Below are 13,296 nucleotides of genomic sequence, written 5' to 3'. Positions count from 1 at the left end.
GTTATGATACTTTGTACTCATTTCCGTTAAAATTTACCTTGGTGTAAATATTACTAAATTACTCCTCATTGAAAATTGAGTATGGTATTATTATAGAACGTTAAAATAATATTTTTACATAAAGGATGGAGAGCTTTTTGATGGAAAATGAGGGGAAGGTAAATATTCTTTTAGTCGATGATCGACCCGAAAATTTACTTGCGTTAGAAGCGATTATCGAAAGAGAAGAATATCATTTAATTAAAGCTCAATCTGGGGAAGAAGCGCTTAAACATTTATTAAAATATGATTTTGCTGTCATTTTATTAGACGTTCAAATGCCAGGAATGGATGGCTTTAGTACGGCCAAAATTATTAAGGCACGAGAGAAAACAAAAAATATCCCGATTCTATTTATTACTGCAAATAATATGGATTCAGAGCATATTTTCATGGGGTATTCTGTTGGGGCAATTGATTATATTTTAAAGCCTTTTGACCCGATGATCTTAAAATCAAAGGTTGAAAGATTTGTAGAAATGTATCGGTTACGTCAACAGTTACAAGCACAAACAAATGCTCTTGAAGAAAAAAATAAGGTAATCGAACATATGGCCTTTCATGATGGGTTAACGGGCTTACCAAACCGTAGGATGCTAAATGAACAGTTAGTTACCAATATCCATAGAGCAAAAGCTGCAAATAAATCACTCGGTATTCTTTTCATCGACTTAGACCGATTTAAATATGTCAATGATTCACTTGGTCATTTAATGGGAGACCGTATACTAATAGAAGTATCAAAAAGATTATCATCAATCGTTCGAGAAGGTGACTTTGTAGCCCGCGCAGGTGGGGATGAGTTTATCATTTTATTACCTAATACTGACCGAGAGGGTTCTTTAGAAGTTGCGGAGAACATCTTACATGCATTTAAAGCACCATTTCTTATTAATCAGTACGAATTTTATATTACGACGAGCATTGGATTAGCCGTCTTCCCATATGATGGCGATGATTCTAATACGATTATTAAAAATGCAGATGCTGCACTTTACCGTGCGAAAGAACAAGGGAAAAACAAATATAAAGTGTTCCATACGGGCATGAACATCCAATCCTACCGCACATTCCTCATGCAAAATGATTTGAGGAAAGCCATCGCAAGAAACGAATTTTCACTTGTTTATCAACCGAGGGTACATATTGAAAGTGGTAAAGTCATGAGTGCCGAAGCATTATTACGTTGGAACCATCCAGAATGGGGACCAGTTTCACCTGAGGAATTTATTCCGATTGCTGAAGAAATGGGCCTTATTCTTGAAATCGACGAATGGGTTCTTAAAAGCGTTTGCGAGCAAATCAATCGTTGGAAAGAGTTGGGCTTGCCCTCAATGCGAATCGCCATTAATTTCTCAGCTCAGCATTTCGTACAACGGAATTTTATTGACCAAATTCAAACAATTTTACACGATGCTCGAATAGCCCCTGAACTAATTGAAATTGAAATTACGGAAACTGCCATTTTAGGGAATGAAGCCATTGTTTCTCAAACATTAACTCAAATACGGCAAATGGGAATCATGATTAGCCTTGATGATTACGGAACAGGTTATTCATCATTAACTTATTTAAAAAAATTCCCATTCGATACGATTAAGATTGACCATTCATTTATTCAAGATTTGGCGAGTAACGAAAACAATAGTCGAGTCATAGTTGAGTCAATTATTTGGCTGGCACGACAATTGAACATGAAGGTCATTGCAGAAGGTGTTGAAAGACTCGATCAACTAAAACTTTTAACAGAATTCCAATGTAATGAGGTACAAGGCTATATTTATAGTAAGCCGTTAAAACCTGAAGATTTCATAAAATTCTTATCAGCTTATGGGGAACAAAGAGCGGCGGAGCAACCAAAAACGAACGCTGCAGTTGAACACACAAGCAAACCAAAACCTGATGTAGAAATCGGGGTAAATAAAGATATTTTAAAACATGCAATTAACCAAATAAAAATAGAAAATTCACTTTCAAATCGAGAGTTAGATGTCTTTAGATTAATCGTAGATGGTTTAAGTAATAAAGAGATTTCTGAGCACTTAGTCATAAGTGAACATACAGTGAAAAATCATATTACCAATATACTATCAAAGCTAAACGTCTCTGACCGGGTTCATGCAATTGCTCTTGTATATGAAACATGTATTCATCAAGAAAGCATTAAGAATTAGATGATGAAATGAATCAATAAATGTAAAGATTAAACGGAGCGTGTTGGCATGAAAGTTAGAACAAAATTTTTATTAGCAATCGGTACTCTACCACTATTACTACTATTGCTTTTCTTATTAAGTTGGTATCAAGTTAATCAGATAAGTAAAGCAAATAACGAAATTAAATCGAATTATGATATGTCAGTCTTAGCAGCGCAGATCCGGGCTAATGTTAAAGATGAAGGAATTTTTCTAAGAAATATTGTTTTATTTAATCAAAAGGATTCTATAAATGCCGAAATCGCTGAGTTGAAACTTGAAGGACAAAAAGTTAACAATCAAATAGAAAAGCTAGATTCAAACGTCACGACTGCTGAACAAAAACAGATCGTTGAACAGCTAATAAAAGTAAATAGTGACTTCGAATTATACAGAGATGAAGTGGTTGAACACATTCAAGAAGATAGAAAAGAAGAAGCGCTTAACTTAATGGATGAAAATTCGGCACCACTTCAACAAAAATTTTCGGATCTACTGACTAAAATCACGACAACTTACGATCAAAATTTAGCTTTTACATTACAAGAAAAGGTAAAAGACTTTAGGGATTTAATCATTTTTTCTTGTGTAATATTAGCCCTTGTCGTAATTGGTATAATGATTATTTTACTTCGAAATATATTACCATTCACCAAAAGAGTCAGTTCGATGTCGAATTTGATGAATAATATTTCCAACGGTCGTGTAGAACTCACAACAAAAGTTGACATCATTGCAAATAACGAGTTCGATGAAATGGCTAAGGCTTTTAATCAAATGACAGAGACATTAGAAACTCAAATGAACATTGAAAAAGAGCTAACTTGGAAAAATTCCAATATTGCTGAAATTTCAACAGCAATTACTGGAACAACTGAATTAGAGTCTCTAGGACGCGTATTACTGTCAAAAGTAGTTCCATTAGTAGAATCTAGTCATGCTGTTTTCTATGTTAAAGACCTAGACGATCCAAGTAATGAAACATATAAACTTATTTCATCTTATGCCTTTAAAGAAAGAAAACGTGTAAAAAATACGTTAAAAAGTGGTGAAGGTTTAATTGGCCAAGCTGCGTTAGAAAAAACACCAATTATTTTAACAGATGTGCCAGCCGATTATATTTCAGTTTCTTCTGGCTTAGGAGAAGCAAAACCATTAAACTTATATATTTTACCAATAAGCTTTGAAGATCATGTAATTGCCGTATTAGAATTAGCTTCATTCCACCCATACACTGAAACTCAAAAAAGCTTTTTAGAAGAATTAATTCGTCATTTAGGTATTGTTCTAGATAGTACGATTAGTCGCATTCAACTTGCAAAATTGCTTGAAGAATCACAAACATTAATGGAAGAAATTCAAGCACAATCGGAAGAACTTCAAAATCAACAAGAAGAGTTAAAAGCAACAAATGAAGAATTAGAAGAACAAACGCAAGCATTACGTCAATCGGAAGTAAAGCTTCAACAGCAACAAGAAGAGCTAGAACAAACAAATACGGAATTAGAGGAAAAAGCAAAGAGACTTGAAGAGCAAAACATCGCATTTGAACGAACAAATCGAGAAGTTGAAAAAGCAAAAGCAGAACTTGAAATTAAAGCAGAGCAGCTGACGTTAAGCTCTAAATACAAATCTGAGTTCCTAGCAAATATGTCTCATGAATTGCGTACGCCTTTAAATAGTTTAATTATATTATCTAAATTATTAGCTGATAATCCAAACGGAAATCTATCATCTAAACAAGTAGAATATTCAAAAACGATTTATTCATCAGGTAATGACTTACTTGTATTAATTAATAATATTTTAGATTTAGCAAAAATCGAGTCAGGTAAAACAGAAATCATTCCAGGAATTGTGAAACTGAACAATCTAGTAGAATACGTTGAATCAAACTTCAAGCCACTTGCTGATAACAAACAGATAAACTTTGATGTAGTCGTAAAATCTGCTACCCCACAAACCATCTTTAGTGATGAAGTGCGTATTCAACAAATACTTAAAAATCTGTTATCTAATGCCTTTAAATTTACGGATCAGGGAGAAGTAAAGTTAGAAATTGGTGTTTATCCATTCTCGAATATTAAAACAAATGAAACGATCCTTGAATTCACTGTTATTGATACGGGAATCGGTATTCCGAAAGAAAAACAAGACTTAATCTTTGAAGCCTTCCAGCAAGCAGATGGGACAACAAGTCGTAAATTTGGTGGAACTGGATTAGGTTTATCGATTAGTAGAGAACTTGCTACACTTTTAGGTGGAAGAATAGTTGTAGAAAGTGAAGAAGGAAAAGGAAGTAAATTCTCACTTTTAATTGGGGACTATGTGGAAGTACAAGATGAAACAGATACAATAACTGATAAAGAAATTGCAGCAACAGTATATAGCGATTCAGAACAGCGTGACCTTCAACCTCAACTTGAAACGCCAAAAAAAGATGTGACAACGTATGAAGATACACGAAAAAACAATGAAATTAAACGCCTGTTAATCGTTGATGATGATTTAAATCAACGAAATAGTTTAATGGAACTTATTGGTGACATGGACTTTATTATTAAAGCTGTTTCAACGGGAACGAAGGCCATTGAATTACTAAAGGTTAATCCATTTGACTGTATTATTCTTGATTTAGGTTTGACAGATACAAGTGGCTTTGACTTATTAGAAGAGATTAAAAAACAAGACCTTCACAATGAAATCAAAGTGTTTATCTACACTGGTCGTGATTTAACAAGTAAAGAAGAAATGAAATTGAATAAATATGCTCATACGATCATCATTAAAAATGAGTATTCACCAGAAAGATTAAAAGCCGAATTAGACCTTTATTTAAAAGAACAAGAATATTCAGCAATAGAAAATGTAGATGAAATCGGTTATTTCAGCACAAATTCAGACTTAAAAGGTAAAAAAATCCTTCTCGTTGATGACGATATTCGCAACGTCTTTGCACTCTCTAGTGTACTTGAAACTGCTGGGATGGAAGTAATTTTCGCTGAAAACGGGTTAGAGAGCTTGAAAATGCTAGAAGATCATCCTGATGTTGACCTCGTGTTAATGGATATTATGATGCCAGAAATGGATGGGTATGAAGCAATTCAAAGAATAAGAGAAAACACTCAATTCATCCAATTACCAATAATTGCCTTAACAGCAAAGGCGATGAGAGAAGATCGCGAAAAATGCTTAAGTATTGGTGCATCTGATTATATTGCAAAACCAGTTGAACCTGACCAACTCATTTCATTAATCAAAGTATGGCTATATTAATATAAAGGGGTTAATTTCGGGAAATGAACCTTAACAATACTGACAGTAATTACACACTAACTGAAGAACCTACAAATGATTTAGAAAAGCTTGAAATCAAATTGTTGCTAGATGGGTTATATGCTTGGTGTGGATACGATTACCGTGACTATGCTTACCCTTCCATCAAAAGAAGGGTACAGCATCGAATGCAAGCCGAAAAATTACCAACCATTACAAGTCTTCTAAATAAAGTGTTACATGACCCTACTTGTTTACAACGATTAATCGCAGACTTTTCAATAAATGTTACTGAAATGTTTAGGGATCCGTTGTTCTTCAAAGATTTTCGAGAAAACGTTGTACCACTTTTAAAAACCTATCCATCCATTCGCATCTGGCATGCTGGTTGTGCATCAGGTGAAGAAGTATACTCAATGGCTATCTTACTTCAAGAAGAAGGTCTATATGAAAAGGCAAAAATATATGCGACGGACATCAATTCGGATGTTCTTAAAATCGCTAAAAACGGCTTTTTTCCACTGGAACATATGCGGAAATATACACAGAACTATATGCAAGCAGGTGGTCAGCGTGCATTCTCCGATTATTATAAGGTGACAAATGCAGGAGTAAAGTTCGACCATAGCTTAATGAAAAATGTGGTGTTCGCCCAACATAATTTAGTGACGGACAGTTCCTTTAATGAATTTCATGTAATCCTATGTAGGAATGTCTTAATCTACTTTAATAAAGACCTTCAAAATAAAGTACATGAACTATTTTATGAAAGCCTCGGTATGTTCGGATTCTTAGGACTCGGTGATAAAGAAACCATTTATTACACGGACTATGCTAATGTCTATGAAGACGTAAGTAAAAAACAGAAAATCTATAGAAAAGTTAAATAAGAACATTTGAAGCTGTCTGTAAATTTCCGGACAGCTTTTTTTTAACTTCATGAACTTAAGTAAAATTAAAATATTTATTGTTCATCGGTTGACAATATACCCCTATAGGTATAATATGTGACTATAGCAACAAACAAACAGTTGAGAAGGAGGCAGACAAATTGAATTCATATGACGATAAAGTCAAAAATCGTATTAAACGTATAGAAGGTCAGCTTCGAGGCATTTTGAAAATGATGGAGGATGGCAAAGATTGCAAGGCCGTAATCACACAACTCTCTGCTGTCCGTACAGGTGTAGATCGTTCAATTGGTATAATTGTTAGTCAGAATTTATTGGAATGTATTAGAGAAGCTGAGGGTGACGAAGAAGCCGTGAACGAATCAATTCAAGAAGCAGTGAATCTGTTTGTTAAAAGTCGTTAGCTTCTATCGACTTTTAATTTTTAAACAAAAATATACCCATACCCGTATAGGGAGGTGAAATGATGGTAGGTTGGCTACTTATATTAATTGTCGTAATCTTTTTCATTTGGCGAATGAAACCAGCTAAAGGTACAAGAACAATTTCGACAGATACCCTTAAAGGTATTTTAAATGACCAAGATAAAGTATTTATTGATGTACGAACACCGCGCGAATTTAAATCTCAAAGTATTCGTCAATTTAAAAATATACCATTAGGGTCTGATTTTTCAAAACTTCCAAAAGACAAAGAAATTATTGTCATTTGTCAAAGCGGTATGCGAAGCTCACAAGCTTGTAAACAACTAAAAAAGTTAGGTTATGCAAACGTCACGAACGTTCGAGGTGGCATGAATGCTTGGCGAGGTTAACAGTTAATAAGGAGGATATTATTATGAAAGAAATTAGTACGAAAGATGTTCAGCAACGATTAGAAAATGGTGAAAAGCTTAATTTAATTGATGTTCGCGAGGTAGATGAAGTAAAGGCTGGTCATATTTCTGGTATTAAACATATCCCACTTGCTTTACTTGAATTCCGTACACATGAACTCGATAAAAAAACACCTTATATTATGATCTGCCGTTCTGGTGGACGTAGTGGTAAGGCTACTCAATATTTAGAGAGCCTAGGATTTAATGTTACCAATATGACAGGGGGGATGCTTGCTTGGGAAGGAAATATTGAGTAAATTTATTTTTTATATATTTTTTTATCTGAAATAATACCCCGTATGGTATAAGGAGCTGAAGAATGTAATGATTAAATCAGATGTTCAATTAGATGCAAAAGGATTAGCATGCCCAATGCCAATCGTAAAAACAAAAAAAGCCATGAACGATTTAACAGAAGGTCAAATATTAGAAGTCCAAGCAACTGATAAAGGATCAACCACTGACTTAAAAGCATGGGCTAAGAGTGTAGGTCACCAATATATTGGGACAAGAGAAGAGGACAATGTGTTACTACATTACATCCGTAAAAGTAATGATGACAATTCTTACGAAAAGCAATTCGAACAAACGATTACCAATGAAGAAGTAATCAATCGTGTAGCTAATAGCGGTATTATTTTAGATGTTCGAGAAGAAGCAGAATATGCATTTGGACACATCGAAGGTTCTAAATCCATTCCAATGGGTGAATTAGAGGATCGCTTAGATGAACTTAATCATGATGAAGAAATTTATGTCATTTGTCGAACAGGAACTCGCAGTGATTTTGCAGCACAGAAATTATTCAAAAAAGGATTTACCAAAGTCTATAACGTTTTACCAGGAATAGGTTCGTGGAACGGCAATTTATCAAAAAGTATGAAATAAACAAAAATTAACTGGAGGAAATTATCATGTCTAACAAAGTAGCTATTATCGCAAGTAACGGTGGTCTATTTGATGCTTATAAAGTATTTAATATCGCAACAGCAGCCGCAGCAACAGAAAAGGAGGTTGCTATCTTCTTCACATTTGAAGGATTAAATCTAATTCATAAACAAGCCATGCAACAATTACCTATGCCAAAGGCGCGAGAACACTTTGCGGAAGGATTTGCAAAAGCAAATGTACCGAGCATTCCCCAACTAGTGGAGATGGCACAGGATTTGGGTGTTAAATTTATTGGCTGTCAAATGACGATGGACGTAATGGGATTAACAAAAGATGACTTTATTAATGGAATCGAAGTGGGTGGAGCCGTTACTTTCCTAGAATTTGCGAAAGATGCATCACCAACATTAACATTTTAATTTGTAAGTTTAAGTGGAAGGGGTAGTCTCTTCCACTTAAAAAATCAAATAAATAATACCTATGGGGGTAATACGAATATGACAATCATAAAAATGACAGCAGCAGAAGTTGCTCGTAAAGTAATTGACAATCAACCTCTATTCATTTTAGATGTACGAAACCATGATGCTTATGTAGATTGGAAAATTGAAGGGCACAACTTTGAATATTTAAATATTCCATATTTCGAATTATTGGATGGTGTGGATAACGTCTTATCAAAGCTACCAATTGATCAAGATGTACTAGTTGTATGTGCAAAAGAAGGTTCATCCATAATGGTTGCTGAAATGATTGCTGAAGCAGGCCGAGATGTATTCTACCTTGAAGGTGGTATGAAGTCTTGGAGTTCATATCTTGAACCAATAAAAGTAGGTGACTTAAGAGGTGGTGGTGAACTTTATCAATTTGTTCGTCTAGGGAAAGGTTGTCTATCATACATGGTCATTTCTGAAGGAGAAGCAGCAATCATTGATGCCGTAAGATTCACAGATGTATTTACGAACTTTGCCAAACAGAAAAATGTGGACATAAAACATGTATTTGATACACACTTACATGCCGATCACATCTCAGGCGGACGACTTATTGCAGAAGCAACAGGCGCAACTTACTACTTACCTCAGAAAGATGCAGAAGAAGTGGTATTTGACTATACAGCAATTGAAGATGCTCTAACAGTGAAAATTGGAGCCGCTCAAATTAACGTAAGTGCCCTTTATTCACCGGGTCATACAATTGGCTCAACTTCATTTATTATTGATGGTAAATATCTATTATCAGGTGACATATTATTTATCGATTCAATTGGTCGTCCTGACTTAGCAGGTTTAGCAGAAGATTGGGTAGGAGATCTTCGTGAAACATTAAATGTACGTTATCGTGAGCTAACAGAAGAACTAATCGTACTACCATCTCACTTTATGAAGATAGATGAACTTAACACAGACGGGACTGTCGCAAAACGTTTAGGCGATTTATTTGCTGAAAATCATGGGTTAAATATTGAAAGTGAAGATGCCTTTCGCCACATAGTAACAGATCATTTACCACCACAACCAAATGCGTATCAGCAAATTCGTCAAGTTAATATGGGGAAAATCACCCCTAATTATGATGAGCAAACGGAAATGGAAATTGGTCCAAATCGCTGTGCAGTACGCTAAAGTCATGTCGTAAATATTCAAGCAATAAAAGGAGATGTTTAAAATGGACTCAACAAAAGTATTAGATGTTAAAGGAATGTCTTGTCCAATGCCCATTGTACGCACAAAGAAGGAAATGGATACTTTAAGTTCTGGCGATATATTAGAAGTTCATGCAACGGATCAAGGAGCATTAGCTGATATGCCAGCTTGGGCAAATGCAGCAGGACATACGATTATTAAACAAAAGGAAGACGCGGAAGTGCTAACGTTCTTTATTCAAAAAGGGTAAACAAAAAGTGAGTTGTTCATCGACTCACTTTCTTCTTAATTAAAAAGAAAGAAGGAAATCCAGTGGAAATTAGTTACGTCATCCTCCTTTTTATTATCGGTTTTATTGGCTCATTTCTTTCAGGAATGCTTGGAATCGGTGGTGCGATTGTAAAATATCCAATGCTTCTCATGATTCCACCTCAATTTGGATTGCCCACGCTTACCGCTCATGAAGTTTCAGGCATTAGTGCACTTGATGTGTTTTTTGTATCGATTGCGGGTGTCATAGGTTTTCGACATGGTGGGTATTTAAATAAATCGTTAATAACCACCATGGGTATTTCCGTCTTGGTTGGGACATTTATTGGCAGTTTCGGTTCACAACATCTAACAGAGGAACAAGTGAATATTGTATACGGAATTTTAGCACTGTTAGCGGCGATTATGATGTTTATACCTAAGAAACAAATAGATGATCTACCATTGACTGAAGTGACATTCCATAAACCTCTTGCAGCTTCTTTAGCCTTTTTTGTTGGAATTGGATCTGGCATTGTAGGGGCTGGAGGGGGATTTTTATTAATTCCAATCATGTTACTAATTTTACGAATTCCTACTCGAATGACAATTGCATCAAGTCTTGCTATAACGCTTATTTCGTCTATTGCTGGTTCAATTGGGAAATTTTCAACTGGTCAGGTGGAGTACCTTCCAGCAATCATCGTGATCATTGCAGGCTTAATTGCAGCTCCTATTGGGACAAAAATTAGCAAAAAAATGAATACAACAGTATTACAAGCTATTTTAGCAATATTAATTTTAGGAACCGCCATAAAGATTTGGATTGATATTTTATAAAATAATCCAACTAACCGTTCTTTCATCTAATGATTTACGATATTTTTTGTACAAGATACCATTTCCATCCTACTCGAATAAAATAATATGGTGGTGTTTTTTCACCTTAAAAACACGTTAAGGTAGTGGGATGAAAAGTGAAGAAAGGTCTTAGATTACTGTCGATTATTGGGGTACTTATGTTAACGGGATGTATGGGTAATTCTAAAGAAGACGAGAAAACAGTCAATGAGTTAGAACAACAAGTAGAAGAACTTCAAAAGGAAATCGATCAGTTAAAAGGAAATGTAAAGGATTCTGAACCCACCTCTCCCGAAGAAGAAGAGAAAATTGATCATGTAAAACCTGCGATTGTAGATGTAATTGATCCGAATACAAATGAACTTATCAAAACCTTTTTACCGCAAGAACTAGGCTATAGTTCAAATTTCGACGCTTATAAAAACGAAATAGAACAATGGGCACGTAATTTAGCGCGCGGAACTGGAAATCAACCTGGTTACGATCAACGAATGGTTCTCGATCAAATCGGAGATAACGGGCAAATTATAAAGGGAAGTCCAATGATCATTTTAAAGGAAAAAGAACTAGTTGAAAAAGTAATTGCTGCCTCTAAAACAGGCGGAGAGATTGAGCTCCCACTATATGAAACGACGAGTAGCTATGACGAAAAAGAAATTTCATCATTAGATGATATAGTCGTTGCTACTTATACTACCTATTTTGACCCATCAATAACTGGACGTAATAAAAATATTGAACTATCTTCTCAGTCAATTCATAACGTTATTGTTGGTGTGGACGATTATTTCTCATTTAATACACAAGTTGGACCAAGAACAAAAGAAAGGGGCTATCAACCAGCTACCGAAATTATTAATGGTGAATATGTAATGGGAATTGGTGGTGGAATCTGTCAAACTTCCTCCACACTTTATAATGCAGTCGATCAACTTGGAGTGCAATTCGTTGAACGACATCACCATTCATTAAGTGTTGGTTATGTACCAAAAGGTCGAGATGCTACCGTTTCATATGGTTCATTAGATTTTAGATTTCAAAATACAACGGGTGTTCCATTTTTAATTCAGACAATCTATTCGAAAGATTCAATTACAGTTCAAATTACAACCTCAAAAGAATATGAACCATTATTATAAAAAAAGATAAGAGTGCGTTTGAAAAGTAATTTTTTTCAGACGTACTCTTTACGTTTTGTGCAATTTCACCCAGTATATAACGAAATTTTAGCACTTTTTGGACAATGGCTTTTTTACGCATTTTAAGTAGAAGTCAGGCAAAACTAATTTTGAGAATACGATTTATAGATAGGTCGGATGATATGAAAAAATGGATGGTACCAATTTTCTTTATTTTCACCATAAACTTGATTTTTGATGTTGGAGACGAAAGGATTGTGGCAGCAAATTATAATGCAATAGACTTTCCTATAAGTCCCGATGAATTCCTGGATGACCCAAAAGGCGTAATTAATATTATTGACCCGAATACAAATGAAGTAGTCCAGTCGTTTATCCCCAATCACTTTGATCTTATGACTGATTTTAATGCTTATAAAAATGGAATAGAACAATGGGTTAAAGAATTGGCATGGGGATCTGCTGCTATGGGTAGTGGATATAATAAAGGAATGAGTTTAGATCGAATTGATTCGAATGGAGAGGTAATTAAAGGGAATCCTTCAATTACAGTTCGAGAAAAGGAACTAGTGAATCAAATTTTAGAAAAATCCTTCGATGGTGACAATATTAAAATCCCTTTAGCCATCCGGGAAAGTGGTTATCGCAGTGAAGACGTAAAACATTTTAATGAAGTAGTTTTAGCATCATATAGTACCTATTTTAACTCTACTAAAATTGGTCGAAGTAAAAATATCGAATTATCGTCAGCTGCCATTCACAATGTCATTGTTGGGAGTGAGGATTTTTTCTCCTTTAATATGACAGTAGGACCAAGGGAAGTGGCTACTGGCTATCAAATGGCACCTGAAATTATTAAAGGAAAGACTGTCATGGGTATTGGAGGAGGTATATGTCAAACGTCCTCCACACTTTTTAACGCAATTGATCAACTAGGTGTTGAAATTGTTGAAAGACACCACCATTCAAAAGATGTTGGATATGTGCAAAAGGGAAGAGATGCAACTGTGTCATTCGGGGGTTTAGATTTTATCTTTCGAAATACGACCGGTATACCGTTTATTATTAAAAGCTATTATCAACCGGGAACTTTAAATGTACAGATTAGAACAACAAAAGAATATGCTGATTTATTAAAGAATGAATTACAAAATATTTCGGAGTGATTCAACTGTTGATAATCTTACACATGCTCATTCTATAGAATGCCTT

At 34.9% G+C, this 13,296-nt stretch carries 13 protein-coding genes; all 13 read left to right on the top strand.

Annotated features, from left to right (window positions below; genetic code table 11):
- Window positions 1–140 precede the first annotated feature (140 nt).
- Window positions 141–2,213 carry an EAL domain-containing protein gene (locus JOD29_RS05115; RefSeq protein WP_205101637.1) on the top strand — a complete coding sequence of 691 codons (2,073 nt, stop codon included), beginning with the start codon at window positions 141–143 and terminating at the stop codon, window positions 2,211–2,213.
- 48 nt (window positions 2,214–2,261) lie between these two features.
- On the top strand, window positions 2,262–5,510 hold the full coding sequence (locus JOD29_RS05110) for a response regulator (RefSeq protein WP_124762750.1): 3,249 nt from the start codon (window positions 2,262–2,264) through the stop codon (window positions 5,508–5,510).
- A 23-nt stretch (window positions 5,511–5,533) separates the two neighbouring features.
- Window positions 5,534–6,400: a CheR family methyltransferase gene (locus JOD29_RS05105; RefSeq protein ID WP_124762752.1), complete on the top strand. Its 867-nt coding sequence runs from the start codon at window positions 5,534–5,536 to the stop codon at window positions 6,398–6,400.
- A 161-nt stretch (window positions 6,401–6,561) separates the two neighbouring features.
- Window positions 6,562–6,825: a metal-sensitive transcriptional regulator gene (locus JOD29_RS05100; RefSeq protein WP_124762754.1), complete on the top strand. Its 264-nt coding sequence runs from the start codon at window positions 6,562–6,564 to the stop codon at window positions 6,823–6,825.
- A gap of 62 nt (window positions 6,826–6,887) precedes the next feature.
- Window positions 6,888–7,235 (top strand): rhodanese-like domain-containing protein, encoded by a 348-nt coding sequence (locus JOD29_RS05095; RefSeq protein WP_124762756.1) that lies wholly within the window; start codon window positions 6,888–6,890, stop codon window positions 7,233–7,235.
- Window positions 7,236–7,258: 23 nt separating this feature from the next.
- Window positions 7,259–7,555 carry a rhodanese-like domain-containing protein gene (locus JOD29_RS05090; RefSeq protein ID WP_124762758.1) on the top strand — a complete coding sequence of 99 codons (297 nt, stop codon included), beginning with the start codon at window positions 7,259–7,261 and terminating at the stop codon, window positions 7,553–7,555.
- A gap of 67 nt (window positions 7,556–7,622) precedes the next feature.
- Window positions 7,623–8,186, top strand: coding sequence for a sulfurtransferase TusA family protein (locus tag JOD29_RS05085; RefSeq protein ID WP_124762760.1), 564 nt, complete (start codon window positions 7,623–7,625; stop codon window positions 8,184–8,186).
- A 26-nt stretch (window positions 8,187–8,212) separates the two neighbouring features.
- Entirely contained in the window at window positions 8,213–8,608 is a 396-nt protein-coding gene (locus JOD29_RS05080) for a DsrE/DsrF/DrsH-like family protein (RefSeq protein ID WP_124762762.1), read from the top strand.
- Between the two features lie 78 nt (window positions 8,609–8,686).
- A complete protein-coding gene (locus JOD29_RS05075; protein WP_124762764.1) occupies window positions 8,687–9,814 on the top strand; it encodes an MBL fold metallo-hydrolase in 1,128 nt (375 codons plus the stop codon).
- Between the two features lie 43 nt (window positions 9,815–9,857).
- Window positions 9,858–10,085, top strand: a complete 228-nt coding sequence (locus JOD29_RS05070; protein WP_124762766.1) for a sulfurtransferase TusA family protein — start codon at window positions 9,858–9,860, stop codon at window positions 10,083–10,085.
- A gap of 62 nt (window positions 10,086–10,147) precedes the next feature.
- On the top strand, window positions 10,148–10,924 hold the full coding sequence (locus tag JOD29_RS05065) for a sulfite exporter TauE/SafE family protein (protein ID WP_124762768.1): 777 nt from the start codon (window positions 10,148–10,150) through the stop codon (window positions 10,922–10,924).
- Between the two features lie 137 nt (window positions 10,925–11,061).
- A complete protein-coding gene (locus tag JOD29_RS05060) occupies window positions 11,062–12,084 on the top strand; it encodes a VanW family protein (protein ID WP_240033582.1) in 1,023 nt (340 codons plus the stop codon).
- A gap of 182 nt (window positions 12,085–12,266) precedes the next feature.
- Window positions 12,267–13,250, top strand: a complete 984-nt coding sequence (locus tag JOD29_RS05055) for a VanW family protein (protein ID WP_239585567.1) — start codon at window positions 12,267–12,269, stop codon at window positions 13,248–13,250.
- Window positions 13,251–13,296 lie beyond the last annotated feature (46 nt).

The organism is Lysinibacillus composti, from assembly GCF_016908465.1.
Taxonomy (GTDB): domain Bacteria; phylum Bacillota; class Bacilli; order Bacillales_A; family Planococcaceae; genus Ureibacillus; species Ureibacillus composti_A.
Note: the sequence above shows the minus strand (reverse complement) of the source record. Positions and strands in the feature narration are given on the sequence as shown.

What these genes read in the sequence shown, in the direction of transcription:
- JOD29_RS05110 (WP_124762750.1), top strand. Translation starts at nt 2,262, where the DNA reads ATGAAAGTTAGAACAAAATTTTTATTAGCAATCGGTACTCTACCACTA.
- JOD29_RS05070 (WP_124762766.1), top strand. Translation starts at nt 9,858, where the DNA reads ATGGACTCAACAAAAGTATTAGATGTTAAAGGAATGTCTTGTCCAATG.
- JOD29_RS05105 (WP_124762752.1), top strand. Translation starts at nt 5,534, where the DNA reads ATGAACCTTAACAATACTGACAGTAATTACACACTAACTGAAGAACCT.
- JOD29_RS05095 (WP_124762756.1), top strand. Translation starts at nt 6,888, where the DNA reads ATGGTAGGTTGGCTACTTATATTAATTGTCGTAATCTTTTTCATTTGG.
- JOD29_RS05055 (WP_239585567.1), top strand. Translation starts at nt 12,267, where the DNA reads ATGAAAAAATGGATGGTACCAATTTTCTTTATTTTCACCATAAACTTG.
- JOD29_RS05115 (WP_205101637.1), top strand. Translation starts at nt 141, where the DNA reads ATGGAAAATGAGGGGAAGGTAAATATTCTTTTAGTCGATGATCGACCC.
- JOD29_RS05075 (WP_124762764.1), top strand. Translation starts at nt 8,687, where the DNA reads ATGACAATCATAAAAATGACAGCAGCAGAAGTTGCTCGTAAAGTAATT.
- JOD29_RS05085 (WP_124762760.1), top strand. Translation starts at nt 7,623, where the DNA reads ATGATTAAATCAGATGTTCAATTAGATGCAAAAGGATTAGCATGCCCA.
- JOD29_RS05080 (WP_124762762.1), top strand. Translation starts at nt 8,213, where the DNA reads ATGTCTAACAAAGTAGCTATTATCGCAAGTAACGGTGGTCTATTTGAT.
- JOD29_RS05090 (WP_124762758.1), top strand. Translation starts at nt 7,259, where the DNA reads ATGAAAGAAATTAGTACGAAAGATGTTCAGCAACGATTAGAAAATGGT.